This is a genomic window from Pseudomonas sp. NMI542_15 (assembly GCF_021283425.1).
Taxonomy (GTDB): domain Bacteria; phylum Pseudomonadota; class Gammaproteobacteria; order Pseudomonadales; family Pseudomonadaceae; genus Aquipseudomonas; species Aquipseudomonas fortuita.
Genome location: NZ_JAJSRO010000023.1, coordinates 13,821 through 40,424, shown reverse-complemented (window position 1 = coordinate 40,424; position 26,604 = coordinate 13,821). Strand labels below are relative to the sequence as shown.

The following is a 26,604-nucleotide window of genomic DNA, read 5'->3' as shown; positions in this document are numbered from 1 at the left end:
ACCTGGATCAATTGACACCCGCCATAACACGATTCATACCACGAACCCAACGCGACTAAAGGTCGCAGTGCGGCCCCATACTGCCATCAGCGGCGTATCATGGACCGCAGAGCGCTAGCAGATTGCGCGAGACTGCGGCCGGCACGCACTGGCTGCGGCGTTTCTCCACTGCCGTGGGACTTGATGATGAGCAAGCAAATTCCGGTACATGATGTGACCCCGCCTGCCAGCAAAGGGAAGGATTCCGTCGACCTCTACGCCTCCCGGGAAAAGATCTACACCCGCGCCTTCACTGGCCTGTTCCGCCGCCTGCGCATGGTCGGCGGTGCAGTGCTGTTTCTGCTGTACTTCGGCACCGTGTGGCTGAACTGGGGCGGCCACCAGGCCGTATGGTGGAACCTGCCCGAACGCAAGTTCTACATCTTCGGCGCCACCATCTGGCCGCAGGACTTCATCCTGCTGTCGGGCATTTTGATCGTCGCCGCTTTCGGCCTGTTCTTCGTCACCGTGTACGCAGGCCGTGTGTGGTGCGGCTACACCTGCCCGCAAAGCGTGTGGACGTGGATTTTCATGTGGTGCGAAAAGGTCACCGAAGGCGACCGCAACCAGCGCATGAAGCTCGACAAAGCCCCCATGAGCGGCAACAAGTTCCTGCGCAAGTTCGCCAAGCACAGCCTGTGGCTGCTAATCGGCTTTGTCACCGGCATGACCTTTGTCGGCTACTTCTCGCCCATCCGCGAGCTGGTCATCGAATTCTTTACAGGCCAGGCCGATGGCTGGGCCTACTTCTGGGTCGGTTTCTTCACCCTCGCCACCTACGGCAACGCCGGCTGGCTGCGCGAACAAGTGTGCGTGTACATGTGCCCCTACGCCCGCTTCCAGAGCGTGATGTTCGACAAGGACACGCTGATCGTGTCCTACGACCCGCGCCGTGGCGAAACCCGCGGGCCACGTAAAAAAGACGCCGACTACAAGGCCCAGGGCCTGGGCGACTGCATCGACTGCACCATGTGCGTGCAGGTCTGCCCTACCGGCATCGACATCCGTGACGGCCTGCAGATCGAGTGCATCGGCTGCGCGGCGTGCATCGACGCCTGCGACAGCATCATGGACAAGATGAACTACCCCAAAGGGCTGATCAGCTACACCACCGAGCACAACCTGTCCGGGCAGAAAACCCACATGCTGCGCCCGCGCCTGATCGGCTATGCCGCGGTGCTGCTGGTGATGATTGTCGGCCTGGCGACCGCCTTTGCCACCCGTTCGCTGGTTGGCTTCGACGTCAGCAAGGACCGCGTGCTGTACCGCGAGAACGCCCAGGGCCGGATCGAGAACGTGTATAGCCTGAAGGTAATGAACAAGGACCAGCGCGACCATGTGTACGTGCTGGATGCCGTCGGCCTGCCGGACCTCAAGCTCGAAGGCCAGCGCGAAATCCGCGTGGCTGCCGGTGATATCGTCAGCCTGCCGGTGCAGCTGTCGGTCGCCCCCGAGAAACTGCCATCGACCACCAATGAAATCACCTTCACCCTCAAGAGCGCCGACGACAGCGACGCCCAGGTTGAAGCCAAGAGCCGCTTCATCGGCCCACAGATCCGCTAAGAGAGATAACGCACAATGCCTGCCGCCACTGCCGCCAGCCCCTGGTACAAGCACCTCTGGCCCTGGATCATCATTGGTATCCTCACCACCTCGGTGTGCCTGAGCCTGACCATGGTCAGCATTGCCGTACGCAACCCGGACAATCTGGTGAACGACAACTACTACGAGGCAGGCAAAGGCATCAACCGCTCGCTGGACCGCGAGCTGCTGGCGCAGCAGCTGGGCCTGAAAGCCAGCGTGCACCTGGACGAGCTGACCGGCGAAGTGGACCTGCGCCTGACCGGCAGCAGCGGCCCGCAAAACCTGGAGCTGAACCTGATTTCGCCCACGCAGCCGGAGAAGGACCGCAGGGTGCTGCTGAGCAGGGTCGACGCGGGGCGCTATGTGGGGCAGTTGGAGGACAAGGTCGACGGGCGGCGCTTTGTGGAACTGCTGGGCAGCGAAGGGGGCCAGGTGTGGCGCTTGTTCGAAGAGGAAAAAGTGGAACATGGTGTGACCTTGCAGCTGGGTGACGAAGCCCTGCAAGGTGCCGAGCACCAACAGTAGCATCATCGCAAATCCCTGTGGGAGCGGGCATGCCCGCGAATGCGGTAGCTCAGGCAAAGGTGTTTTCAGGCCTGACGCTTTCGCGGGCACGCCCGCTCCCACAGGGTTTCATATCTGCCTGAGCAGTCGTGCTTACCTTATGACCCAGCCCACCCCCTGCTACCACTGCGCCCTGCCCGTCCCCGCCGGCAGCCGCTTCACCGCCGTGGTCCTCGGCCAGCCGCGGCAGTTCTGCTGCCCCGGCTGCCAGGCGGTGGCCGAGTCGATCGTCGCCGGTGGCCTGGAGCACTACTACCAGCACCGCAGTGACAACAGCGCCAACCCCGAGGCCCTGCCCAGGCAGTTGCAAGACGAACTGGCCCTGTACGACCGCAGCGACGTGCAGCAAAGCTTCGTGCGCCACCTGGGCGAGCTGGCCGAAACCACCTTGCTGGTCGAAGGCATCAGCTGCGCCGCCTGCGGCTGGCTGATCGAAAAGCACCTGCGCAACCTGCCCGGTGTCGCCGAGGCGCGCCTGAACCTCTCCAACCACCGCCTGCTGCTGAGCTGGGACGACAAGCAACTGCCACTTTCACGCCTGCTCGCCGAGTTGCGCCAGATCGGCTATGCCGCCCACCCCTACCAGCCCGACCAGGCCGCCGAGCAGCTGGCCCGCGAGAACCGCAGCGCCCTGCGCCGCCTGGGCGTGGCAGGGCTGCTGTGGTTCCAGGCAATGATGGCGACCATGGCCACCTGGCCAGAATTCAACATCGACCTGTCCCCCGAGTTGCACACCATCCTGCGCTGGGTGGCGCTGTTCCTGACCATTCCCATTGTGTTCTATAGCTGCGCGCCCTTTTTCAAGGGCGCGGCGCGCGACCTGCGCACCCGCCACCTGACCATGGACGTTTCGGTGTCGCTGGCCATCGCCCTGGCCTTCGGCGCCGGCATCTGGACGGCCATCACCGGCAGCGGCGAGCTGTATTTCGACACAGTGGGCATGTTCGCCCTGTTCCTGCTCACCGGCCGCTACCTGGAGCGCCGCGCCCGCGAACGCACGGCTGCGGCCACCGCTCAGCTGGTCAACCTGCTGCCGGCCTCGTGCCTGCGCCTGGACGCCATCGGCCGCAGCGAGCGCATCCTGCTCAGCGAATTGCACTGCGGTGACACGGTGCAAGTGCTGCCCGGCGCGGTGATCCCCGCCGACGGGCGCATTGTCGAAGGCCGCTCCAGCGTGGACGAATCACTGCTCACCGGCGAATACCTGCCGCAACCACGCCGGGTGGGCGAACGGGTCACCGGCGGTACGCTGAATGTCGAAAGCACCTTGAACGTGGAAGTCGAAGCACTCGGCCACGATTCGCGGCTCTCGGCCATCGTCCGCCTGCTGGAACGCGCTCAGACCGAAAAGCCGCGCCTGGCCGAAATCGCCGACCGGGCTTCGCAATGGTTCCTGCTGTTGTCGCTGCTGGCTGCCGTGGCCATCGGCCTGTGGTGGTGGTACCTGGACCCTGCACGGGCCTTCTGGATCGTGCTGGCCATGCTGGTGGCCACCTGCCCTTGTGCACTGTCGCTGGCCACGCCAACGGCGCTGACCGCGGCCACCGGCACCTTGCACAAGCTGGGCCTGCTGGTAACCCGCGGCCATGTACTGGAGGGCCTGAACCAGATCGACACGGTGATTTTCGACAAGACCGGCACCCTGACCGAAGGCCGCCTCACGTTGCGCAGCATTCGCCCGCTCGGCAACCTGCCCGCTGACCGCTGCCTGGCCCTGGCCGCCGCCCTGGAAAACCGCTCCGAACACCCGATCGCCCGCGCCTTCGGCCGCACCGCCATACCGGCCGAAAACGTGCAGACCGTGCCAGGTCTGGGCCTGGAAGGGCAAGTAGACGGCCAACGCCTGCGTATCGGCCAGGCCACCTTCGTCTGCGCCCTGAGCGCTGCGCAAATCCCCGCCGTGCCGGAACCACGCGGCCAGTGGCTGCTGCTGGGTGACCGCCACGGGCCTCTGGCGTGGTTTGGCCTGGACGACCGGCTGCGCGACGACGCACCGGCGCTGCTCGCCGCCTGCAAGGCCCGAGGCTGGCGCACGCTGCTGCTGTCGGGCGACAGTTCGCCGATGGTCGCCGAGGTGGCCGCGCAACTGGGCATCGACCAGGCCATTGGTGGCCTGCGCCCGGACGACAAGCTGGATCGGCTGAAGGCGCTGCAGGCGGCCGGGCGCAAGGTGCTGATGCTCGGCGACGGGGTCAACGACGTGCCGGTGCTGGCCGCCGCCGACATCAGCATTGCCATGGGCAGCGCCACCGACCTTGCCAAGACCAGCGCCGACGCTGTGCTACTGTCCAACCGCCTGCAGGCACTGGTGCAGGCCTTGGACCTGGCCCGCCGCACACGTCGCAACATCCTCGAGAACCTGCTGTGGGCCACCCTGTATAATGGCCTGATGTTGCCGTTTGCCGCGCTTGGCTGGATCACCCCGGTGTGGGCCGCCATCGGCATGTCGGTCAGCTCGCTGATCGTGGTGCTCAATGCCCTGCGCCTGACCCGCATGCCGTTGGCATCGAACCTGCCGAAAACCGAAGCACCCCTGCCCGGGAGGAAGACACCATGCCCGCCCTCTATGTCATGATCCCCGCAGCCTTGCTGCTGGTCGGCGTGGCCGTGTACATCTTCTTCTGGGCAGTGGACAGCGGCCAGTACGACGACCTCGAAGGCCCTGCCCACAGCATCCTGTTCGACGACCAGGACCCGCGCCACCAGGCCGCGGTGAAGCCTGACGACACACCGGGCGATACCGACAAGGAACCACCACCCCGTGCCTGACCTGCTTCCCCTGCTGGGCTCGGCACTGGTCCTGGGCCTGCTTGGCGGCGGCCACTGCCTGGGCATGTGCGGCGGCCTGATGGGCGCGCTGACCCTGGCCATCCCACCGGAACAACGTAGCCGGCGCTTGCGCCTGCTGCTGGCGTACAACCTTGGGCGCATTTTCAGTTATGCCAGCGCCGGCCTGTTGCTAGGCCTGGCCGGCTGGGCGGTGGCCCGCAGCCCCGCCGCCCTGGGGCTGCGGGTGGTGGCAGCGCTGTTGTTGATTGCCATGGGGCTGTACCTGGCCGGCTGGTGGAGCGGGCTGACCCGCATCGAAGCCCTGGGGCGCGGGCTGTGGCGGCATATCCAGCCGCTGGCGTCGCGCTTGTTGCCGGTGTCCAGCCTGCCCCGGGCGTTGCTGCTGGGTGCCTTGTGGGGGTGGCTGCCGTGCGGGTTGGTCTACAGCACCCTGCTGTGGGCCGCCAGCCAGGGCAACGCCGGGTACAGCGCGGCGTTGATGCTCGCGTTCGGCCTGGGAACCTGGCCGGTGTTGCTGGCCACCGGGCTGGCTGCCGAACGGGTAAACGCCTTGTTGAGGCGCCGCAGCGTGCGTGTGGCGGGCGGTGTGCTGGTGATGCTGTTTGGGGTCTGGACCCTGCCGGGCCCACACCAGCACTGGCTGATGGGGCATTGACGGGGGCTGCTGTGCAGCCCCAACGCCCTTGATACAAATCAACACACACCCCTACAGACAGCCATATAGTCCGGTGCACTGCTGCTCTTTCCGGGGACCGCCCTCATGCTCGACGACCTACGTTGGGATACCGACCTGATCCGCCGCTACGATCTGGCCGGGCCACGCTACACCTCCTACCCGACCGCCGTGCAACTGCACAGCGAGGTGGGCTCGTTCGACCTGCTCCACGCCCTGCGCGAGAGCCGTCGAGCCGTGCGCCCCCTGTCGCTGTACGTGCATGTGCCGTTTTGCGCCAACATCTGCTACTACTGCGCCTGCAACAAGGTCATCACCAAGGACCGCGCGCGCGCCGCACCCTACCTGCAGCGCCTGGAGCAGGAAATCCAGCTGATCGCCTGCCACCTGGGCCCGCAGCAGCGTGTTGAACAGCTGCATTTTGGCGGCGGCACGCCGACGTTCCTCAGCCATGTGGAACTGCGCCAACTGATGGCCACCCTGCGTCAGCACTTCCACCTGCTGGACGACGATTCCGGCGACTACGGCATCGAGATCGACCCGCGCGAGGCCGACTGGTCGACCATGGGCCTGCTCCGCGAACTGGGCTTCAACCGCGTCAGCCTGGGCGTACAAGACCTCGACCCAGCCGTGCAGCGCGCGATCAACCGCCTGCAGAGTCTGGAGCAGACCCGCACCCTGATCGAGGCTGCGCGCACCCTGCAGTTCCGTTCGGTCAACCTGGACCTGATCTACGGTCTGCCCAAACAAACACCCGAAGGTTTTGCCCGCACGGTCGAAGAAGTGATCCGCCTGCAGCCAGACCGCCTGTCGGTGTTCAACTATGCCCACCTGCCCGAGCGCTTCATGCCCCAACGGCGCATCGACAACAACGACCTGCCCAGCCCGGCCGCCAAGCTGGAGATGCTGCACACCACCATTGACCAGTTGACCGCCGCCGGCTACCGCTACATCGGCATGGATCACTTCGCCCTGCCGGACGACGAACTGGCCATCGCCCAGGAAGAAGGCACCCTGCAGCGCAACTTCCAGGGCTACACCACCCACGGGCACTGCGACCTGATCGGCCTGGGCGTGTCGGCCATCAGCCAGATCGGCGACCTGTACTGCCAGAACAGCAGCGACCTCAACACCTACCAGGACAGCCTGTCCAACGCCCAGCTGGCCACCCAGCGCGGCCTGGTATGCAACCACGACGACCGCATACGGCGGGCGGTGATCCAGCAACTGATCTGCCATTTCGAGCTGGACTTCGAGCCGATCGAACGGGCCTTCACCATCGATTTTCGCGGTTATTTCAACGAGCTCTGGCCCGAACTGCTGACCTTGCAGCGCGACGGCCTGATCAGCCTGGACGCCAAGGGCATTCGCATCCTGCCGGCTGGCCGCCTGCTGGCGCGCTCGGTGTGCATGGTGTTCGACGCCTACCTGGCGATGCACAACCGCCAGCGTTTCTCGCGGGTTATCTGAAAACCGAGTCGTTCAACCGCATGGACAAGCCTCCTTGCCAGGCACACTATGGGCACACAAGGACTCCCGGCAGGACGGCTGCCGGGGTTTCGCCAGGGCGCACCATCAACGCGCACGCTGGCCTACACCCTGTGTCGTGGGTTACCCTTACGACTTATGTGTGCTTTCCCACAAGGATCGATTCAAATGTCCGAGCCAGTCAAACTGCGCCCACACAACCAGGCCCATTGCAAGGATTGCAGCCTGGCCCCCCTGTGCCTGCCTCTTTCGCTGAACCTGGAAGACATGGATGCACTGGATGAAATCGTCAAACGCGGCCGCCCGCTGAAGAAAGGCGAGTTCCTGTTCCGCCAGGGTGACAATTTCGGCTCGGTCTACGCCGTACGTTCCGGTGCCCTGAAAACTTTCAGCCTCAGCGACAGCGGCGAAGAACAGATCACCGGCTTCCACCTGCCCAGCGAGCTGGTCGGCCTGTCAGGCATGGACACCGAAGCCTACCCGGTGTCGGCCCAGGCGCAGGAAACCACTTCGGTGTGCGAAATCCCCTTCGAGCGGCTTGACGAGCTGTCGGTGCAACTGCCGCAGCTGCGTCGCCAGCTGATGCGGGTCATGAGCCGGGAAATCCGCGACGACCAGCAAATGATGCTGCTGCTGTCGAAAAAGACCGCCGACGAGCGTATTGCCACCTTCCTGGTCAACCTGTCGGCACGCTTCCGCGCCCGCGGCTATTCGGCCAACCAGTTCCGCCTGAGCATGTCGCGCAACGAAATCGGCAACTACCTGGGCCTGGCAGTAGAAACCGTGTCGCGGGTGTTCACGCGCTTCCAGCAGAACGGCCTGCTGCGCGCCGAGGGCAAGGAAGTGCACATCCTCGACCCGATCCAGCTGTGTGCGCTGGCCGGTGGTGCAATCGAGGCCTGAGGCCGGCGTTTAGCGGGTATACTTTGGCATTCGTTTTCCAGGATACCCGCAACAATGCACAGCGACGCTTTCGACCTCAAAGCCCTGATCCGCCCGGTAGTGGACTTCCCCAAACCGGGCGTGATCTTTCGCGACATCACCCCGCTGTTCCAATCGCCGCGCGGGCTGCGCTATGTAGCTGACCAGTTCATCGAGCGTTATGTCGAGGCTGAGTTCAGCCACATTGGTGCCATGGACGCGCGGGGCTTCCTGATTGGCTCAATCATCGCCCACCAGTTGAACAAGCCGCTGATCCTGTTCCGCAAGCAAGGCAAGCTGCCGGCTGACGTGCTGAGCGAGGGTTACCAGACCGAATACGGCGAAGCCTTCCTGGAAGTGCATGCCGACAGCCTGTGCGAGGGGGATTCGGTGTTGATCTTCGATGACCTGATTGCCACCGGCGGTACGCTGCTGGCTGCAGCCAACCTGGTACGCCGTACCGGGGCGCAGGTGTTCGAGGCGGCGGCGATTATCGACCTGCCGGAATTGGACGGGTCGCGTCGGTTGCAGGCGGCCGGGGTGCCTACCTTCTGCCTGACCGAGTTTTCCCTCAGCGAGTACTGAGTTGGCTTTTGGGGCTGCTTTGCAGCCCCAGCATTTTTGAATCAGAGCGAAATTGGCCGGCGCCCTGCAAAGGCATGGGCCAAGGTGCCGCCATCCACCATCTCCAGCTCGCCGCCCAGCGGTACACCATGGGCAATGCGAGACGCCACCAACCCCTTCTCGCTCAACAATTGCGCGATATAATGCGCCGTCGCCTCCCCCTCCACCGTCGGGTTGGTCGCCAGAATCACCTCGGTGAAGGTGCCCTGCTCCTCGATGCGTGCCATAAGCTGCGGAATGCCAATGGCCTCCGGGCCCAGGCCATCCAGCGGCGACAGGTGCCCCTTGAGCACAAAGTAGCGGCCACGGTAGCCCGTCTGCTCCACCGCATACACATCGGTCGGCCCCTCCACCACGCACAGCTGGGTGTCGTCGCGGCGCGGGTCGGCGCACTGCGGGCACAGTTCCTGCTCGGTGAGGGTGCGACACTGGCGGCAATGCCCTACCCCTTCCATGGCCTGGGTCAAGGCCTGAGCCAGTCGCAGCCCGCCACTGCGGTCGCGCTCCAGCAATTGCAGGGCCATGCGCTGTGCGGTCTTCTGGCCAACGCCTGGCAGGATGCGCAGGCCGTCGATCAGTTGGCGGATAAGGGGGCTGAAGCTCATGGGAATGGCCTGACAAATCAATAAGAGGCGGTTTATACCCAGCGGGGGCGGCGGCGTCAAATAAGGTCACCCCAAGCCTACCCGGCCTGCTGTTGCTATCACATAAAAAGCAGACCGCGCCTGGGTTGAAATCGCTCAAAAAAAACCGCCGCTGATATCAGCGGCGGTTTTCGGTATCGCAATGCGCTTAGAACGGCATCTTGAAGCCCGGCGGCAGTTGCATGCCGGCGGTCATGCCGCCCATCTTTTCCTGGCTGCTTTGCTCGATCTTGCGCACGGCATCGTTCAGCGCGGCGGCGATCAGGTCTTCCAGCACTTCCTTGTCGTCCTCGTCGGTCGACATCAGGCTTTGGTCGATGCTGACGCGCTTGACGTCGTGACGCCCCGTCATCACCACGCTCACCAGGCCACCGCCGGACTGGCCGGTGACTTCGGCGTTGGCCAGCTCTTCCTGCATTTTCTGCATCTTTTCCTGCATCTGCTGGGCCTGCTTCATCAGGCCGGCCATGCCACCTTTCATCATGGGGGTATACCTCGATTGGGTCATGTGATGCGGCTCGGCGCAGGGCCAGCCGCATGGTTATCCGTTACTGGCCCTGTTTGGCCAGGGCCTCTACAGGCTCAATAGTATCCTGCCGCACCTTGGCACCGAACAACTTGATCATCTGCTGGATCAACGGATCCTGTTCGATAGAGGTGACCGCGTCCTGCTGGCGCTCTGCACGCTTGCGCGATGCCGCCTGGGCCGGGGTTTCCTGCTCAGGCAGGATCAGCTCGATACGCAGGTTCAGGGTGCGCCCCAGGTGCTGGTTGAGCGCCTCGTTCAGGCGACGCTGCTGGGTCGTGTTGAACAGTGCGCCTTGGCCAGGGTCCAGGTGCAGCAGCCAGTCGTCGCCATCGGCGGCAATCAGCGTACAGTTTGCCGCGATGTTGCCTGTCATCCCGGACACAGGCAACTGTGGGAATAATTCCAGCCATTGCAGGGCCAGCCCGGTGGCCGGTTTAGCTGCTGGCAGCGGCTCGGCAGCCGGCTTCGATACCTCTTCCTGCACATGTTCGGCCAACTCGTCCAGATAGCTGAAACCGACCGGGTCGCTTTCACCGCTGTAATAGTCTTCGTCCAGCGGCGGCTCATCATCGCGATCCATGCCTACGGCAGCGTAGGCGGAGGGGTCGAAAGGCGGCTCGTCGCTTGCCGCTGTGGGCTGTGGCGCCGGTGCAGGGGCAACAGGCTCGGGCACAGGTTCAGCCGCCACCGGCGCAGGTGCAACTGCCGGCTCTTCCCACGGCAGGTCGACCACCTCCGCGACAGGCTCAGGTACCGAAATGGCCTCGATCTCGGCCTGCAGCTCGGCGTCTGGCTCGGCCTCCGGCTCATGGTCGGCTGTCGCAGGTGCAGGCACCTCCAGCTGTGGGGCCGCCGCCGCGGGTTCTGCCGGCGCGGCCGCAACAGGCGATGAAGGCCCGGCCAAGGCCGAGGCTGCCACCGGCGCTGCAGGATCAGCTGTGGCTTGGCTGATCCCCACTGGCTTTAGCACCGGTCTCGGCGCGTCGTCGGTATCAGCCGGGCGGAACGCCAACATGCGCAGCAGGACCATCTCGAAACCACCACGCGGGTCCGGCGCCAACGGCAGGTCTCGGCGGCCGATCAGGCCCATCTGGTAATAGAACTGCACGTCCTCGGCCGGCAATGCCGAAGCCAGCGCCAGTACTCGGTCGCGGTCACCCTGGCCGTTGTCCACGGCCTCTGGCAGCGCCTGAGCAATGGCCACACGGTGCAGCACGTTAAGCATTTCGGCCAGCACGCCCGCCCAGTCCGGGCCCTGCTCGGCCAAGCTGCGCACGGCCTCCAGCAATGCCCGGGCATCGCCTTCGAGCAACGCCTGCAACACGCCGTAGACCTGGCCGTGATCCAGGCTGCCAAGCATGGCCCGCACATCAGCGGCCAGCACCTTGCCTTCGCCAAAGGCGATGGCCTGGTCGGTGAGGCTCATGGCGTCACGCATCGAGCCATCGGCCGCGCGGCCCAGCAGCCACAGGGCATCCGGCTCGAACGGCACGTTCTCGGCAGCCAGTACGTGGCTGAGGTGTTCAACCACCCGCTCCGGGCTCATGTTCTTCAGCGAGAACTGCAGGCAGCGCGACAGGATGGTGGCCGGCAGCTTCTGCGGGTCGGTGGTGGCGAGGATGAATTTGACGTAGGGCGGCGGCTCTTCCAGCGTCTTGAGCAAGGCGTTGAACGAGTGGGTCGACAGCATGTGCACTTCGTCGATCAGGTAGACCTTGAAGCGCCCACGGCTTGGGGCGTACTGCACGTTGTCCAGCAGCTCGCGGGTGTCCTCGACCTTGGTGCGGCTGGCGGCGTCGATCTCGATCAGGTCGACGAAACGGCCTTCGTCGATTTCACGGCACACCGAACAGGTGCCACAGGGCGTGGAGGTGATGCCGGTTTCGCAGTTCAGGCACTTGGCGATAATACGGGCGATGGTCGTCTTGCCCACGCCCCGGGTACCGGTGAACAGGTAGGCGTGGTGCAGGCGCTGATTGTCCAAGGCATTGATCAAGGCCTTCAGCACATGGGCCTGGCCGACCATTTCGCGGAACGAGCGCGGACGCCATTTACGTGCAAGAACCTGATAACTCATCGAAAAACCATCGTAGCCTGATAGAGCGGAAGATCGCTAATGCTAGCGGAGCGGGGGCAAAATTGCACCCTGCGCGCGTCGTCTAAGCTTTGAGGCAGGCGCGCTGTTCAGGGAGGATACGCCTTTGCGAAGATTGCTGGCCCTGCTGTTGCTCTGGACCACCCACAGCCTGGCTGAACAGCCGGCACTGCGCTTCTCCGTAGCGGAGAGCTGGGGCATGCCGCTGGTACGCATCGAAGGCGATCAGCCAGTGGAGGGATTGCTTTACGACCTGATGCAGGCCATGGCCAAGGAAGTGGGGGCTCGCCCCAAGTACCACGTCATGGCCCGCCTGCGCCTGGAGGAGGCCATGAGCAGCGGCGACATAGATGTGCGTTGCTACGTCAGTACCCGATGGCTCAATGACCGGCCGGGGGATTTTGTGTGGAGTATCCCGCTGATTCACCAGCGCGACGTGCTGGTTGGCCGCGCCAGCGACGACACCCCGATGCTCTTGGAGCAGCTGCCACCCCAGGCTATCGGCACGGTGCTGGGCTACACCTATTCAACCCTGCAACCGCTGCTGGACAAGGGCCAGCTGCACCGTGAGGACAGCCGCAGCCAGTTGCTGGTGCTGCAAAAGCTGCAGGCCGGGCGGTATCGGCATGCGGTGAGCAACCAGTTGTCGTTGCAGTGGTTCAACCAGGGGTTGCCAGCTGAACAGCAATTGCAGGCGCTGGCGGTGCTGGAAGAACAGGATTTGGGGTGCATGGTGCGCAACGATCCGGCGATACCGACACAAGCGCTGTTGCGGGCGCTGGTAAGAATGAAGCAGTCGGGTGAGATCGAGCGGATTGTGCAGCGGTATGGGGGAGCGGGCGACCCGGACAATATGTCTGTGGCCCGCCCCTGAAATGCCCAGCAAAATGCCGGCACAACTTACTGCCCTGCTCAATTTGTGAAAGCTTGTGCAAACCCTGTGGGAGCGGGCATGCCCGCGAACACCGGCATAGCCGGTGCCATCCACCGAGTAATGTTCTTCGCAGGCATGCCCGCTCCCACAAAGTTCTTAAAAGTGCGCACTCTGATCGGGTGTTCGCTGTAATCGGGGCATCTGGCGCGGCCAGCGGCGGCAGTTTGCGGCTGATGTGGCAGACCGGCTGGCACTGATCGCCCTGGGGCAGGCTGCGGGGTTTTCGCTGGATGAAGTAGGGGCGATGCTGGTGGACCTGCAGGTCGACCGGCAGATGCTGATCGCCAAGGCGGACGAGCTGGATGCGCGAATCAGGCGGTTGCAAGCGATGAGCAAGGGATTGCAGCATGCGGCGCAGTACCCGAAGGAGGATCATCTGGCATGCCCGAAATTCCAGCGGCTGATGAAGCTGTCGGCGGCCGGAGCATTGGGCGGAAAGCAGGCAAGAAGGAAGGCGTTCGTTGCAGACTGAGGTTTTCCGACCCCAGAAATGGAGGCGGCCCCACCAGCCACACCCCGGCACTCGATGTTCCCGCTATGGCTGCTCCCTTCCGGGCCTGACCAGGTTAACGGGTAATCAATGCGGGGGGACCGATGGGGCCACCACTACATGCCTCGCTGAGCAGCGAGTGGCGCCATTGTACCGGTCTTGAGGGCAGATACAACCTCTGAGGTAGAAAAAGTCATCATTTCTCAATGACTTGTCAGGCGCATGGGCGCTGAACTGGCGCGCAAACCTGTGGGAGCGGGCGCGCCCGCGAAGAAGGCGCCGCAGTGGATGGCACCGGCTTTGCCGGTGATCGCCGGCAAGCCAGCTCCTACAGGGACCGTACAAGCTTCTGAATCTGGGTATCGAGCCAGAATGTTGGGGTCGGGGATAGCGCAGGGCTTCAGATAGCGATGCCCTGTTCGGCCAGGAATGTGACAAAGGCATCTTCGTCCAGCACCTTAACGCCCAGCTCAGCGGCCTTGGCCAGCTTGGACCCTGCCCCCGGCCCTGCCACCACGCAGTGGGTCTTGCCAGACACCGAGCCGGCCACCTTGGCCCCCAGGCTTTCCAGCTTGTCTTTGGCGATGTCGCGGCTCATGCGCTCCAGCGTACCGGTCAGCACCCAGGTCTGCCCGGCCAGCGGCAAGCCTTCGGCTACCTTCTTCTCGCTGCTCCAATGCATGCCGAACGCCAGCAACTGGGCTTCGATGTCCCGCGCCAGCTTCTGATTCGCTTCATCCTTGAAGAACTCACGCACTGCGTCAGCCTGCTTGGCCGCCAGGGCTTGGCGCAGGTCGATGCCGTCGGCGGCGATGATCTTGTCCAGGCTGTCGAGCCTGGCCACCAGCTTCTCGGCACCGGTCGGGCCAACGGAGGGGATGTCGAGCTTGGCGATCATCCCGGCCAAGGTGGTGCTGGCAGCAAATTCGGCAGCCAGTTCGCCCTCGTCCTGTATTTTCATGCCGCTGGCCAGAAGCTGTTCAATGACTTTCTGGTTGTGCTCGTCTTCGAAGAAGTTGTGGATTTCGTAGGCCACCTCCAGGCCGATATCCGGCAGGTAGGTCAGCACTTGTGGCAACGCCTGCTGCACACGGGCCAGGCTGCCCAGCGAGCGGGCCAGTACCTTGGCGGTTTCTTCGCCCACGTCGGGAATGCCCAGGGCATAGATGAAGCGCGCCAGGCTCGGGCGCTTGCTGGCTTCGATGGCATCGAGCAACTTCTTGCTGGAGACCTCGGCAAAGCCTTCAAGCCCGACAACCTGCTCGAACTCCAGTTTGTACAGGTCAGCTGGCGAGCCGATCAGGCCTTCATCCACCAATTGCTCGACGCTCTTCTCGCCCAGGCCGTCGATGTCCATGGCACGGCGGGACACGTAGTGAATGATCGCCTGTTTGAGCTGGGCGCCACAGGCCAAGCGACCCACACAGCGGTACACCGCGCCTTCGCTGGTGGTTGCCTTGCCTTTGCTGCGTTTGACCAGCTGGGTACGCTCGACCTGCGAACCACAGACCGGGCACACGCTCGGCACTTCTACCGGGCGGGCATCTTCCGGGCGGCGCTCCAGCACGACTTGCATCACCTGCGGGATCACATCACCGGCACGGCGGATGATTACCGTGTCGCCGATGCGCAGGCCCAGGCGGGCGATTTCGTCCATGTTGTGCAAGGTGGCATTGGACACGGTCACACCAGCAACCTTGACCGGTTTCAGGCGCGCCACAGGCGTTACTGCCCCTGTACGGCCAACCTGGAACTCGACGTCCAGCACCTCGGTCAGCTCTTCCATGGCCGGGAACTTGTGGGCGATCGCCCAGCGTGGCTCGCGGGCACGGAAGCCCAGCTCGCGCTGGGCGGCCAGGCTGTTGACCTTGAACACCACGCCATCGATTTCATAGGGCAGGCTGTTGCGCCGTTCGCCGATATCGCGGTAGTAGGCCAGGCACTCATCGATGCCTGCCGCGTGCTTGAGCTCGCGACTGATCGGCAGGCCCCAGGCCTTGAGCTGCTCGAGGGTGCCGATGTGGCTGTCGGCGATGCTCTCGGACACCTGGCCAACGCCATAGCAGCAGAACTCCAGCGGGCGGCTGGCGGTAATCTTTGAATCCAGCTGACGCAGGCTGCCGGCAGCGGCGTTGCGCGGGTTGGCGAAGGTCTTGCCGCCGGCTTCGGCCTGGGCGGCATTGAGCCGGTCGAAACCGGCCTTGCTCATGTACACCTCACCGCGCACTTCCAGCACCGCTGGCCAGCCTTCGCCCTGCAGTTTGAGCGGGATGTTACGCACGGTGCGCACGTTGGCGCTGATATCCTCGCCAGTGGTGCCGTCACCACGGGTGGCGCCCTGCACCAGCTGACCGTCGCGATACAGCAGGCTCACCGCCAGGCCGTCGAGCTTGGGTTCGCAGCTGAAGTCGACCGCACCGGGCTGGTCGAGGCCGTCTACCACGCGGCGGCCGAACTCACGCAGGTCGGTTTCTTCGAAAGCGTTGCCCAGGCTGAGCATGGGCACTTCATGGCGCACCTGGCTGAATGCGGACAACGCCTGGCCGCCGACGCGCTGGGTGGGCGAATCAGGGGTTACCAGGTGGGGGTGTTCAGCCTCAAGCGCCTTGAGCTCGTTGAACAGGCGGTCGTATTCGGCATCGGGCACACTGGGCTCGTCGAGCACGTAGTAGCGGTAGTTGTGCTGGTCGAGTTCGGCACGCAGTTCGTGGATACGGGTTTCGGCGGTCATTTTCAGGGTCTCTTGCAAAGCAAAAAGAGCAGCCTGGGGTGGTGTCTGGGGCCTGGATTGGTAATTGCCTGACCGGGCCCTATCGCCGGCAAGCCAGCTCCCACAGGTACACCACAAGCCTGGAGGGCAGTGGTACTCCTGTGGGAGCTGGCTTGCCGGCGATAGGGCCGGGTCGGGCAGTAACTCCCGAACCGACCAGCACGCCCTCAGGCTGCTCTTTCGTCTGGATCTGTCAGCGCTTCTGGGTCAGCGCGCGGCGCTCGAACTCGACGATGCGCTGGCGGTAGTGCTCGATGGTCTGGGCAGTCAGCACGCTGCGCTGGTCGTCCTTGAGCTCGCCGTTGAGTTCGTGGGCCAGTTTGCGTGCCGCAGCGACCATCACGTCGAACGCCTGCTTCGGATGACGCGGGCCCGGCAGACCAAGGAAGAAGCTCACAGCGCGGGTGCTGAAGTGGTCGATATCGTCCAGGTCGAACACGCCTGGCTTGACCGCATTGGCCATGGAGAACAGCACTTCGCCGTGGCCGGCCATGCTCTCGTGGCGGTGGAAAATGTCCATTTCGCCGAAGCGCAGGCCGCTTTCCAGAATGTTCTGCAGCAAGGCCGGGCCCTTGAAGCCGCCTTCGTCACGGGAGATAACACTGATCACCAGCACTTCCTCGGCCGGTGGCAGCTCCTTGACGCTACTGGCAGGCGCTGTACCCGTGCTGCTGCGGGTGTTGTCGGCGGCAAAGTCGTCATTGCTGTCAGCAAAAAGGTCGGGCTCGCGCGTGTCGGCACTCAGGTTCAGGTCACCCTGCTGTACATCAGCCGCTACGGTGGCGCGCTTGTTGCGCTTGCTGGCCTTGGCCGGCTTGGGCTCGCGTTCGCGGTCACGCGAAGAGGCGCTGAGCGACGGCAAGTCGCTTTCGTCCAGCTCAGGCTCCTTGTGGGCGTCCAGCACGCGCGACGGGCCGAGCACTTCGGCGCCGCCACCCTCTTCTTCCGGCAGGTTGGAATAACTGCGATCCAGACGGAATTTCAACTTGCCTTTCCCGCCGCGCATGCGGCGCCAGCCGTCGAAAAGAATCCCGGCAATGACAATGATGCCGATGACGATCAGCCACTCGCGCAGACCGATTTCCATGTAATCCCGTGCCTCTATAAAAATATGCTTGAAAACAAAGGGTTCAAAGCCCTTTAACACGTGGCGCCAACTCTATGTTCTGACAGGCGTTTTACCCACGCAAAAAACGAGTGACATTAAGCTAGCACGACCAAAGACAACTTTACACCGTCTGTCGCACATGACGGGGGCATTTCGCTACAGAATGTGCCCGCATCGTCGCGCATCAAGCGTCGACCATGGCCATGGCCGCCTCCACATCAACTGCAACAAGGCGTGAGCAACCGGGTTCATGCATGGTCACCCCCATCAATTGGTCCGCCATCTCCATGGCAATCTTGTTGTGCGTGATGTAGATGAACTGCACGCTTTCACTCATTTCCTTGACCAGGCGCGCATAGCGCCCGACGTTGGCATCGTCCAGCGGTGCATCGACCTCGTCGAGCATGCAGAACGGTGCGGGGTTCAACTTGAAGATGGCAAACACCAGCGCCAACGCGGTCAGTGCCTTCTCGCCGCCGGACAGCAGATGAATGGTGCTGTTCTTCTTGCCCGGGGGTCGCGCCATGATCGTCACCCCTGTATCGAGTAAATCTTCGCCCGTCAGTTCCAGATAAGCGCTGCCACCACCGAAAACTTTTGGGAAAAGTGCCTGTAATCCGGCATTTATCTGATCAAAGGTATCCTTGAAGCGGTTGCGGGTTTCCTTGTCGATCTTGCGAATGACGTTTTCCAGGGTCTCGAGGGCTTCGACCAGGTCGGCGTCCTGCGCGTCCAGGTAACGCTTGCGCTCGGACTGCTGCTGGTATTCCTCGATGGCGGCCAGGTTGATCGCACCCAGGCGCTGGATGCGTGCTTCAAGCTGCTCCAGCTCCTGTTCGGTACCCTGCTCGCTGGCCTCGGCCTCCAGCGTGGTGAGCACGCCTTGCAGGTCGTAGCCATCGGCCAGCAGCTGTTCTTGCAAGGTCTTGCGTCGTACGTCCAGCCCCTGGCACTCCAGGCGCAATTGCTCCAGTTGGCCGCGCAGCAACTGAGCTTGCTGCTCGGCCTGGGTGCGGCGCTTTTCGGCATCACGCAGTTCACGGTCGGCTTCGTCCATGTGCAGGCGGGCCAAGCGCATTTCCTCGTCGACGCTCATACGCCGCTCCAGCAGCTCTTCGAGCTTCAGGCGCAGTTCTTCCTGCGGGGCCTCGCCCTCCTCCAGGTTCAGGCTCAGTTGCTCCTGGCGCTCGGTCAGGCGCGCTGCCTGCTGCTCCAGGCGCTCCAGGGCCTGACGGGTGGAGTCGTGCTGGGCGCGCAGCGAGCCCAAGCGCACGGCCAACTGGTGGGCGTGGTCCTTGTGCTGGCGGGCCTCTTGGCGCACCCGGTCGAGGGCTTCGCGCAGGGTGTCGCGGCGGGCCATCAGTTGCTCGCGCTGCTCGGTGTCCTGGGCCATCAGCTCCAAGGCCTCCTGCAGCAGCAGGCGCGCTTCGCCTAGCTGTTCGTGCTCCACGGCGCGCTGCTCTTCAAGCTCGGCCAGTTCTTCAAGCAGGCGCCGACGGCGCAACGCGACCTGCTCGGCTCGGGCGCGACTGGCCGAGAGCCTGGCATTCAGTTCGCCATGCAGACGGTTTTCTTCCTGGGTACGGCGGCGAAGCTGTTCGCGCTGCTCTTCCTGGTCCAGCTGCTGCTCGCGCAGGGCCTGCAACTGTTGCTCAAGCTGCTCCAGTGCCGCTTCCTGCTCCTGTTGCTCCTGCCCCAGGCGCTCGATTTCCTGGCCACGCGCCAGCACGCCGCCTTCAGCTTCACCACCACGGCGCACCCGCAGGAAGTGCCGGCCAACCCAGTAGCCATCGCGGCTGACCAGGCTCTGGCCTTCGCCAAGCGACACGCGCTGCGCCAGTGCCTGGGCCAAGTCCTCCACAGGCTTGACCTGGCCCAGCCAGGGCGCCAGGTCGATGCGACCTGCGACCTTTTCCAGCAGGCTGCCAGGCAACGATGAACCCTTGACGCTGGCCTGCAGCAAACGCAGCTCACCTTGCTCAAGGCCTGTGAAATCGAGCGTATCGAAATCATCCACCAGCACCGCCTGCAGATCGGCGCCAAGCACCGTTTCTACTGCCAACTCCCAACTCGGCTCTACGCGCAAGCCTTCAGCCAGGCGTGGCTGTTGCTCCAGACCTTGGCCTTGCAGCCAGCCTGCAGCACCCGCGCCCGGTTCCAGGGCGGCCTGCTGCAAGGCTTCGAGCGAGGCCAGACGACCACCCAGGCGCTGCAGGTCGCCCTGCGCCTGCTGCTGGGCCTGGGTGGCCTGTTGCAGTTGCTCGCGCGCGCCTTCCAGGCGCTCGACCACCTGTTCTTCGGACAGCTGCAATTCTTCCAGCAGCATTTCACTGCTGGCCAGTTGCTCGGCCAGTTCGAGCATGGCGGCATCCTGCGGGTCGCTCCCCAGTTGCTCGCGCTCCTCGCCCAGCTTGCGCTGGCGCTCGGCCAAACGCTCCAGGCTGGCTTCCAGCTGTTGCAGGCGCGCCTGCTGCACTTCGGCCTGGCGACGTGGTTCGGCGGAGCGGCTGTTGAAACTGTCCCACTGTTCCTGCCAGCCGTGCATGCCCGCCTCGGCTTCCTCAAGGGCCGCAGCGGCCTCTTCGGCGGCGGCCAGGGTCATTTCCTGCTCGGGCTCGAGCATGGCCAGCTCTTCGCCCAGGGTGGCCAGCAAGGTGCGGTCGTGGCCCAGGTGCGATTCGGTCTCCAGGCGCGTGCGCTCGGCTTCCTTGAAGTCGTCCTGCAACTGCCGCAGGCGCTGCTGGCCATGCTGGATACTCTGCTCGACCCGGGCAATATCACCGGCTACCGAGTAGAAGCGGCCCTGCACCTGGTTGAAGCGCTCGGATAATTCATGATGGCCATCGCGCAGGCGCTCGATACTGGCATCGGCATTGCGCTGCTCGGCCACCAGTGCTTCATGGGACACACCCTGGTCGCCAATCACCGACTCGCGCTGGCGTACCTGTTCGTCCAGGCCGCGCCAGCGCAAGGCCGAAAGGCGCGCCTTCAACTGGCGTTCCTGCGCTTTGTACTCGCGGTACTTCTCGGCGGCCTGGGCCTGACGGTGCAGGCGCTCCAGCTGGCGCTCCAGCTCTTCGCGCAGGTCGGTCAGGCGCGCGAGGTTTTCCTGGGTGCGGCGGATGCGGTTCTCGGTTTCGCGGCGCCGCTCCTTGTACTTGGAGATGCCGGCCGCTTCTTCGATGAAGTTGCGCAGTTCCTCGGGCTTGGCCTCGATCAGCTTGGAGATCATGCCCTGTTCGATGATCGAATAGCTGCGTGGTCCAAGGCCGGTACCGAGGAAAATATCGGTGATGTCACGCCGCCGACACTTGGTGCCGTTGAGGTAATAGCTGTTCTGCCCGTCGCGGGTAACCTTGCGGCGGATCGAGATTTCGGCATAGGCGGCATACTCGCCGACCAGGGTGGTTTCGCTGTTGTCGAACACCAGTTCGATGCTGGCCTGGCTGACCGGCTTGCGGCCACTGGAGCCGTTGAAGATGACGTCGGTCATCGACTCGCCGCGCAGGTTCTTTGCCGAACTCTCGCCCATCACCCAGCGCACCGCGTCGATGATGTTGGACTTGCCACAGCCGTTGGGGCCGACCACGGCCGCCATGTTACTGGGGAAATTGACCGTGGTCGGGTCGACGAACGACTTGAACCCGGCCAGGCGAATGCACTTCAGGCGCATCGGTCAGCCTCGGGCCAGCGCCGCCAGCACCAGTTCGCAGCTGCGCTGGCCGTAGGCAGTTAGCACCTCTCGGATGCGTGGCAGGTCGCGGGCGACCACGGCGTCGAGCAGGCGGGCGAACAGGTCCAGGTAATCGATCATGTTGGCCTGGCGCTGGTCCAGCGACAAATAGTAGGCACGGCTCATCGCCGGTTGCAGGTTTTCCACGGTTTCCTGCAGGAACGGGTTGTCGGCGAATGGATAGGCCGCGCGCATCACCGCGAAGCTCTCGGCGACAAACGTCTTGATGTCGAGCTGGTCATGGGCGCGCTGCAAACGCTGCTGAATATCCAGAAACGGGCGCAGGTCGGCATCGGTGCGCCATTTTTGCGCAACCGCGTTGCCCAGCAGGATGTAGAACTCGCCCATCAAGGAACACAGGCTACGCACGCTGCGCTCGTCCAGCACGGTCACGTGGGCACCCCGGCGCGGCAAAATCGCCACCAGGTGCCGGCGCTCGAGGATCAGCAGCGCTTCGCGGACCGAGCCACGGCTGACGTTGAGGGCCAAGGTCACCTTCTGCTCCTGGATACGCTCGCCTGGCGCCAGCTCGCCGCGGATGATGCGTTCGGCCAGGTAATCGGCAATCTGCTCGGAGAGGCTGTCCGGGGCCTTGAACGTCATGGTTTTCCTTCAAAATCATTGAACTGGGCACAAGGGGCGGATTGTAGCGTACTTGGGCGGTAATCGCGCAGAGGGGCCAGGCGGTTTATTTGACCCGCCAGACAGCCGCGCGCCCGGCGCGATCTATGCTTGTTGTATGGGCAATGTGTTCGGCCGGGCGGCTACATGTGCAATTTCTTGACCTTTGAGTCAGAAAAATATTGACCTGCTGGACAGGTGTTGCTTAGAGTCCGCCCAACAACAATAAAACCATTGCGAGGCTATCCCCGTGATCCAGTTTCTCGTCAACCAGGAGCTGCATAGTGAGCACGCCCTGGACCCGAACATGACGGTGCTGCAGTACCTGCGCGAGCACCTGGGCAAACCCGGCACCAAAGAGGGCTGCGCCAGTGGTGACTGCGGCGCCTGCACCGTGGTCGTCGGCGAACTGAGCCAGGACGAGCAAGGCAACGACAGCCTGCGCTACCGCAGCCTCAACTCGTGCCTCACCTTTGTCTCGTCGCTGCACGGCAAGCAACTGATCAGCGTCGAAGGCCTCAAGCATCAGGGCCAACTGCACAGCGTGCAACAGGCCATGGCCGATTGCCACGGTTCACAATGCGGCTTCTGCACCCCTGGCTTTGTCATGTCGCTGTTCGCCTTGCAAAAAAACAGCAGCGGCCCGGACCTGCACCAGGCCCAGGAAGCCCTGGCCGGTAACCTGTGCCGTTGCACCGGCTACCGCCCCATCCTCGAAGCCGCCGAGCAGAGCTGCCGCCAGCCCTGTCGCGACCAGTTCGATGCCCAGCAGGCGCAAACCATCAGCCGCCTCAAGGCCATTGCACCGACCCAGACCGGCGAGCTGAACAGCGGCGACAAGCGTTGCCTGGTGCCGCTGACCGTGGCCGACCTGGCCGACCTGTACAGTTCACACCCCGAAGCCCGCTTGCTGGCCGGCGGTACCGACCTGGCCCTGGAAGTGACCCAGTTCCACAGGACGTTGCCGGTGATGATCTATGTCGGCCACGTGGCCGAGCTCAAACGCATCGAAAAAACTGCCAGCCACCTGGAAATCGGCGCTGCCACCCCGCTCACCGACTGCTACGGCGCACTCCACGAGGAATACCCGGACTTCGGCGACCTGCTGCACCGCTTCGCCTCGCTGCAGATCCGCAACCAGGGCACGCTGGGCGGCAATATTGGCAACGCTTCGCCCATCGGCGACTCGCCTCCCCTGCTGATTGCCCTGGACGCGCAGATCGTACTGCGCCAAGGCGAGCGCCAGCGCACCATGGCGCTGGAAGACTACTTCATCGATTACCGAATCACCGCCCGCCAGGACAGCGAGTTCATCGAGAAGATCATCGTGCCTCGCGCCACCAATGACTGGGCGTTCCGCGCCTACAAAGTATCCAAGCGCCTGGACGACGACATTTCTGCCGTATGCGCGGCCTTCAACCTCAGCATCGAAAACGGCGTGGTCAGCGGTGTGCGCATCGCCTTCGGCGGCATGGCGGCCATCCCTAAACGGGCCCGCGCCTGCGAAGCAGCGCTGCGCGGCAAGCCGTGGAACCAGGCCGCCATCGAGCGGGCCTGCCAGGCCTTGGCCGAGGATTTCACCCCGCTCAGCGACTTCCGCGCCAGCAAGGAATACCGCCTGCTGACCGCACAAAACCTGCTGCGCAAGTACTTCATCGAACAGCAAACGCCGCACATCGAAACCCGGGTGACCGCTTATGTCTAACCATCACGTAGCCAAGAGCCAGGCCGAGATGGCCGAGCTGTTCAGCCAGGACCTGACCACCGGGGTTGGCCGCAGCGTCAAGCACGACAGCGCCGACAAGCATGTATCTGGCGAGGCGCTGTACATTGACGACCGCCTGGAATTCCCCAACCAGCTGCACGTCTATGCGCGCACCGCCGACCGCGCCCATGCGCGTATCCTGCGCATCGACACCACGCCGTGCTATGCCTTCGAGGGTGTGCGCATCGCCATCACCCACGAGGACATCCCCGGCCTGAAAGACATCGGCCCGGTGGTGGCCGGTGACCCGCTGCTGGCCATCGACAAGGTCGAGTTCTTCGGCCAGCCGGTGCTTGCCGTTGCGGCCCGTGACCTTGAAACCGCGCGCCGCGCGGCCATGGCCGCCATCGTCGAATACGAAGACCTGGAGCCGGTGCTGGATGTGGTCGATGCGCTGCGCAAGAAGCACTTCGTGCTCGACAGCCACACCCACCAGCGCGGTGATTCAGCTACCGCCCTGGCCAGCGCCCCGCACCGCATTCAGGGCACCCTGCACATCGGCGGCCAGGAACACTTCTACCTAGAAACCCAGATTTCCTCGGTAATGCCCACCGAAGACGGCGGCATGATCGTCTACTGCTCCACGCAAAACCCCACCGAAGTGCAGAAACTGGTCGCCGAAGTGCTCGACGTGCCGATGAACAAGGTAGTGCTGGACATGCGCCGCATGGGTGGCGGGTTTGGCGGCAAGGAAACCCAGGCCGCCAGCCCTGCCTGCCTGTGCGCGGTGGTGGCGCGCCTGACCGGGCAGCCGACCAAGATGCGCCTGCCACGGGTCGAAGACATGACCATGACCGGCAAACGCCACCCGTTCTATGTCGAATACGATGTGGGCTTCGACGACAACGGCCGCCTGCACGGCATCAATTTCGACCTGGCCGGCAACTGCGGGTACTCGCCCGACCTCTCCGGCTCGATCGTCGACCGCGCCATGTTCCACTCCGACAATGCCTACTACCTGGGCGATGCCACCGTGCATGGCCACCGCTGCAAGACCAACACCGCCTCCAACACCGCCTACCGCGGCTTTGGCGGCCCGCAGGGCATGGTCGCCATCGAGCAGGTGATGGACCATATCGCCCGCCACCTGGGCCGTGACCCCCTGGCCGTGCGCAAGGCCAACTACTACGGCAAGACCGAACGCAACGTCACCCACTACTACCAGACCGTCGAGCACAACATGCTCGAGGAGATGACCGCCGAGCTGGAGGCCAGCAGCGACTACGCCGAGCGACGCGAGTCGATCCGGCGCTTCAACGCCAACAGCCCGATCCTGAAGAAAGGCCTGGCGCTGACGCCGGTCAAGTTCGGCATCTCGTTCACCGCCACCTTCCTCAACCAGGCCGGTGCGCTGATCCATATCTACACCGATGGTAGCATTCACCTTAACCACGGCGGCACCGAGATGGGCCAGGGCCTGAACACCAAGGTGGCACAGGTGGTGGCGCAGATCTTCCAGGTGGATTTCAGCCGCATCCAGATCACCGCCACCAATACCGACAAGGTTCCCAATACCTCGCCGACCGCCGCCTCCAGTGGTGCCGACCTGAACGGCAAGGCAGCGCAAAACGCTGCCGAAATCCTCAAGCGGCGCCTGACCGAGTTCGCCGCACGGCACTATCAGGTGACCGAGGAAGATGTCGAATTCCGCAACGGCCATGTACGCGTGCGCGACCAGATCGTCAGCTTCGAGCAACTGGTGCAGCAGGCGTACTTCGCCCAGGTGTCGCTGTCCAGCACCGGGTTCTACCGCACGCCGAAAATCTTCTACGACCGCAGCCAGGCACGCGGCCGGCCGTTCTACTACTTCGCCTTTGGCGCCGCCTGCGTGGAGGTGATCGTCGATACCCTGACCGGCGAATACAAGATGCTGCGCGCCGACATCCTGCACGACGTGGGCGATTCGCTGAACCCGGCCATCGACATCGGCCAGGTGGAAGGCGGCTTCATCCAGGGTATGGGCTGGCTCACCACCGAAGAGCTGGTGTGGAACGCCAAGGGCAAACTGATGACCAACGGCCCGGCCAGCTACAAGATCCCGGCAGTCGCCGACATGCCGCTGGACCTGCGGGTGAAGCTGGTGGAAAACCGCAAGAACCCGGAAGACACCGTGTTCCACTCCAAGGCCGTGGGCGAGCCGCCGTTCATGCTCGGCATTGCGGCCTGGTGTGCGATCAAGGATGCCGTGGCCAGCCTGGCTGACTACCGCGTGCAGCCGAACATTGACGCGCCGGCGACACCGGAACGGGTGCTGTGGGGCTGTGAACAGATGCGCAAGGCAGTGGCTGCAGCGCAACCTGAAGCCCCAGAGTTGGAAACTGTGACTCAGTAACGCCGCTCCTACACAAAGCCGACCGCGTTGCACTGAAGAGGATCTGCATCATGCACCAATGGATCAACGCCCTCGCCGACCACCAGTCCCGTGGCGAAGCGTGCGTGCTGGTGACCATCATCGAGGAGCGCGGCTCGACCCCGCGCAACGCAGGCTCGAAGATGGTGGTCAGCGCCAGCGGCCTGTTCGACACCATCGGCGGCGGCCACCTGGAATACAAGGCGCTGCACATCGCCCGGCAAATGCTCGAAGAGCAGCGCACCACGCCGCACCTGGAGCGCTTCAGCCTCGGCGCCAGCCTGGGCCAGTGCTGCGGCGGCGTGACCGTGCTGCTGTTCGAGCCGATGGCCGCCGTGCAGGCGCAGATCGCCGTGTTCGGCGCGGGCCATGTCGGCCGGGCTCTGGTACCCTTGCTCGCCGCGCTGCCCTGCCGGGTGCGCTGGATCGATTCGCGCGAACAGGAATTCCCCGAGCTCATACCCAACGGGGTGACCAAGGTCGTCAGTGAGGAACCGGTCGACGAAGTCGCAGGCCTGCCACCAGGCTGCTACTGCATCGTCATGACCCACAACCACCAGCTCGACCTGGAGCTGACCGCCGCCATTCTCAAGCGCAACGATTTCACCTGGTTCGGCCTGATCGGCTCGAAGACCAAACGGGTCAAGTTCGAGCACCGCTTGCGCGAGCGCGGCTACGACGAGGCCGTGCTGGCGCGTATGCGCTGCCCGATGGGCCTGCCCGAGGTAAAGGGCAAGCTGCCCATCGAGATCGCCGTGTCCATCGCCGGCGAAATCATCGCCACCTACAACGCCTGCTTCGGCCAGCACGACGCTGCGGCCAATGCCGGCCCCATTGCCCAGTTGCTGCCGCCCTCCCGGCGCAGCCAAGCTATTTGACGAG

Annotated in this window: 19 protein-coding genes, 1 other RNA gene and 1 pseudogene; 13 read left to right on the top strand and 8 right to left on the bottom strand. The window is 63.9% G+C overall.

The window, feature by feature from the left end:
• The first annotated feature begins 186 nt into the window (after nt 1-186).
• From ccoG to LU684_RS25030, 8 genes are all read left to right on the top strand, one after another.
• On the top strand, nt 187-1,602 hold the full coding sequence (gene ccoG, locus LU684_RS25065) for a cytochrome c oxidase accessory protein CcoG (RefSeq protein WP_060519318.1): 1,416 nt from the start codon (nt 187-189) through the stop codon (nt 1,600-1,602).
• Nucleotides 1,603-1,617: 15 nt separating this feature from the next.
• On the top strand, nt 1,618-2,148 hold the full coding sequence (locus LU684_RS25060) for a FixH family protein (protein ID WP_016488344.1): 531 nt from the start codon (nt 1,618-1,620) through the stop codon (nt 2,146-2,148).
• Nucleotides 2,149-2,287: 139 nt separating this feature from the next.
• Nucleotides 2,288-4,762, top strand: coding sequence for a heavy metal translocating P-type ATPase (locus tag LU684_RS25055; RefSeq protein ID WP_060519320.1), 2,475 nt, complete (start codon nt 2,288-2,290; stop codon nt 4,760-4,762).
• Complete coding sequence (ccoS, locus tag LU684_RS25050; protein ID WP_016488346.1) at nt 4,741-4,956, top strand: cbb3-type cytochrome oxidase assembly protein CcoS; 216 nt, start codon at nt 4,741-4,743, stop codon at nt 4,954-4,956. The genes LU684_RS25055 and ccoS overlap by 22 nt, the downstream gene beginning before the upstream one ends.
• On the top strand, nt 4,949-5,632 hold the full coding sequence (locus LU684_RS25045; RefSeq protein ID WP_232895170.1) for a sulfite exporter TauE/SafE family protein: 684 nt from the start codon (nt 4,949-4,951) through the stop codon (nt 5,630-5,632). The genes ccoS and LU684_RS25045 overlap by 8 nt, the downstream gene beginning before the upstream one ends.
• 105 nt (nt 5,633-5,737) lie before the next feature.
• On the top strand, nt 5,738-7,120 hold the full coding sequence (gene hemN, locus LU684_RS25040) for an oxygen-independent coproporphyrinogen III oxidase (RefSeq protein WP_191086827.1): 1,383 nt from the start codon (nt 5,738-5,740) through the stop codon (nt 7,118-7,120).
• A 186-nt stretch (nt 7,121-7,306) separates the two neighbouring features.
• Nucleotides 7,307-8,041, top strand: coding sequence for a Crp/Fnr family transcriptional regulator FnrA (gene fnrA, locus LU684_RS25035; RefSeq protein WP_012273416.1), 735 nt, complete (start codon nt 7,307-7,309; stop codon nt 8,039-8,041).
• Between the two features lie 54 nt (nt 8,042-8,095).
• Nucleotides 8,096-8,644, top strand: coding sequence for an adenine phosphoribosyltransferase (locus LU684_RS25030; RefSeq protein WP_009683910.1), 549 nt, complete (start codon nt 8,096-8,098; stop codon nt 8,642-8,644).
• Nucleotides 8,645-8,685: 41 nt separating this feature from the next.
• Here LU684_RS25030 and recR read toward each other — a convergent pair whose 3' ends face one another.
• From recR to dnaX, 3 genes are all read right to left on the bottom strand, one after another.
• Nucleotides 8,686-9,288: a recombination mediator RecR gene (gene recR, locus LU684_RS25025; RefSeq protein ID WP_003254304.1), complete on the bottom strand. Its 603-nt coding sequence runs from the start codon at nt 9,286-9,288 to the stop codon at nt 8,686-8,688.
• Nucleotides 9,289-9,475: 187 nt separating this feature from the next.
• The gene (locus LU684_RS25020) at nt 9,476-9,811 is read right to left on the bottom strand and encodes a YbaB/EbfC family nucleoid-associated protein (RefSeq protein ID WP_016488349.1); all 336 of its coding nucleotides are present in this window, start codon (nt 9,809-9,811) and stop codon (nt 9,476-9,478) included.
• 64 nt (nt 9,812-9,875) lie between these two features.
• Nucleotides 9,876-11,933, bottom strand: a complete 2,058-nt coding sequence (gene dnaX, locus LU684_RS25015) for a DNA polymerase III subunit gamma/tau (protein WP_232895169.1) — start codon at nt 11,931-11,933, stop codon at nt 9,876-9,878.
• A gap of 124 nt (nt 11,934-12,057) precedes the next feature.
• Between dnaX and LU684_RS25010 the strand changes: the two genes are divergently transcribed.
• Together LU684_RS25010 and LU684_RS25005 are read left to right on the top strand one after the other, a co-directional pair.
• Nucleotides 12,058-12,825, top strand: coding sequence for a substrate-binding periplasmic protein (locus LU684_RS25010; RefSeq protein ID WP_024717672.1), 768 nt, complete (start codon nt 12,058-12,060; stop codon nt 12,823-12,825).
• A gap of 208 nt (nt 12,826-13,033) precedes the next feature.
• Nucleotides 13,034-13,357: pseudogene (locus LU684_RS25005) on the top strand (MerR family DNA-binding protein); the annotation flags it as partial.
• A gap of 28 nt (nt 13,358-13,385) precedes the next feature.
• Here LU684_RS25005 and ffs read toward each other — a convergent pair.
• The 5 genes from ffs to LU684_RS24980 all read right to left on the bottom strand — a co-directional run bounded on the left by ffs (nt 13,386) and on the right by LU684_RS24980 (nt 21,589).
• Nucleotides 13,386-13,482: signal recognition particle sRNA small type (gene ffs, locus LU684_RS25000), an RNA gene on the bottom strand.
• 293 nt (nt 13,483-13,775) lie between these two features.
• Nucleotides 13,776-16,106 (bottom strand): NAD-dependent DNA ligase LigA, encoded by a 2,331-nt coding sequence (gene ligA, locus LU684_RS24995; protein ID WP_095116919.1) that lies wholly within the window; start codon nt 16,104-16,106, stop codon nt 13,776-13,778.
• A gap of 232 nt (nt 16,107-16,338) precedes the next feature.
• Nucleotides 16,339-17,232, bottom strand: coding sequence for a cell division protein ZipA (zipA, locus tag LU684_RS24990; RefSeq protein ID WP_016488354.1), 894 nt, complete (start codon nt 17,230-17,232; stop codon nt 16,339-16,341).
• Nucleotides 17,233-17,437: 205 nt separating this feature from the next.
• The gene (gene smc, locus LU684_RS24985) at nt 17,438-20,926 is read right to left on the bottom strand and encodes a chromosome segregation protein SMC (protein WP_232895168.1); all 3,489 of its coding nucleotides are present in this window, start codon (nt 20,924-20,926) and stop codon (nt 17,438-17,440) included.
• Nucleotides 20,927-20,929: 3 nt separating this feature from the next.
• Nucleotides 20,930-21,589 (bottom strand): GntR family transcriptional regulator, encoded by a 660-nt coding sequence (locus LU684_RS24980; protein WP_016488356.1) that lies wholly within the window; start codon nt 21,587-21,589, stop codon nt 20,930-20,932.
• A gap of 268 nt (nt 21,590-21,857) precedes the next feature.
• Between LU684_RS24980 and xdhA the strand changes: the two genes are divergently transcribed.
• The 3 genes from xdhA to xdhC are packed head-to-tail and all read left to right on the top strand — an operon-like array spanning nt 21,858 to nt 26,600.
• Complete coding sequence (xdhA, locus tag LU684_RS24975; protein ID WP_016488357.1) at nt 21,858-23,312, top strand: xanthine dehydrogenase small subunit; 1,455 nt, start codon at nt 21,858-21,860, stop codon at nt 23,310-23,312.
• On the top strand, nt 23,305-25,704 hold the full coding sequence (xdhB, locus tag LU684_RS24970; protein WP_096426580.1) for a xanthine dehydrogenase molybdopterin binding subunit: 2,400 nt from the start codon (nt 23,305-23,307) through the stop codon (nt 25,702-25,704). The genes xdhA and xdhB overlap by 8 nt, the downstream gene beginning before the upstream one ends.
• A gap of 50 nt (nt 25,705-25,754) precedes the next feature.
• Nucleotides 25,755-26,600, top strand: coding sequence for a xanthine dehydrogenase accessory protein XdhC (gene xdhC, locus LU684_RS24965; protein WP_016488359.1), 846 nt, complete (start codon nt 25,755-25,757; stop codon nt 26,598-26,600).
• Nucleotides 26,601-26,604 lie beyond the last annotated feature (4 nt).

What these genes read in the sequence shown, in the direction of transcription:
- ccoG (WP_060519318.1), top strand. Translation starts at nt 187, where the DNA reads ATGAGCAAGCAAATTCCGGTACATGATGTGACCCCGCCTGCCAGCAAA.
- LU684_RS25060 (WP_016488344.1), top strand. Translation starts at nt 1,618, where the DNA reads ATGCCTGCCGCCACTGCCGCCAGCCCCTGGTACAAGCACCTCTGGCCC.
- LU684_RS25055 (WP_060519320.1), top strand. Translation starts at nt 2,288, where the DNA reads ATGACCCAGCCCACCCCCTGCTACCACTGCGCCCTGCCCGTCCCCGCC.
- ccoS (WP_016488346.1), top strand. Translation starts at nt 4,741, where the DNA reads ATGCCCGCCCTCTATGTCATGATCCCCGCAGCCTTGCTGCTGGTCGGC.
- hemN (WP_191086827.1), top strand. Translation starts at nt 5,738, where the DNA reads ATGCTCGACGACCTACGTTGGGATACCGACCTGATCCGCCGCTACGAT.
- fnrA (WP_012273416.1), top strand. Translation starts at nt 7,307, where the DNA reads ATGTCCGAGCCAGTCAAACTGCGCCCACACAACCAGGCCCATTGCAAG.
- LU684_RS25030 (WP_009683910.1), top strand. Translation starts at nt 8,096, where the DNA reads ATGCACAGCGACGCTTTCGACCTCAAAGCCCTGATCCGCCCGGTAGTG.
- recR (WP_003254304.1), bottom strand. Translation starts at nt 9,288, where the DNA reads ATGAGCTTCAGCCCCCTTATCCGCCAACTGATCGACGGCCTGCGCATC.
- LU684_RS25020 (WP_016488349.1), bottom strand. Translation starts at nt 9,811, where the DNA reads ATGATGAAAGGTGGCATGGCCGGCCTGATGAAGCAGGCCCAGCAGATG.
- dnaX (WP_232895169.1), bottom strand. Translation starts at nt 11,933, where the DNA reads ATGAGTTATCAGGTTCTTGCACGTAAATGGCGTCCGCGCTCGTTCCGC.
- ligA (WP_095116919.1), bottom strand. Translation starts at nt 16,106, where the DNA reads ATGACCGCCGAAACCCGTATCCACGAACTGCGTGCCGAACTCGACCAG.
- zipA (WP_016488354.1), bottom strand. Translation starts at nt 17,232, where the DNA reads ATGGAAATCGGTCTGCGCGAGTGGCTGATCGTCATCGGCATCATTGTC.
- smc (WP_232895168.1), bottom strand. Translation starts at nt 20,926, where the DNA reads ATGCGCCTGAAGTGCATTCGCCTGGCCGGGTTCAAGTCGTTCGTCGAC.
- LU684_RS24980 (WP_016488356.1), bottom strand. Translation starts at nt 21,589, where the DNA reads ATGACGTTCAAGGCCCCGGACAGCCTCTCCGAGCAGATTGCCGATTAC.
- xdhB (WP_096426580.1), top strand. Translation starts at nt 23,305, where the DNA reads ATGTCTAACCATCACGTAGCCAAGAGCCAGGCCGAGATGGCCGAGCTG.
- xdhC (WP_016488359.1), top strand. Translation starts at nt 25,755, where the DNA reads ATGCACCAATGGATCAACGCCCTCGCCGACCACCAGTCCCGTGGCGAA.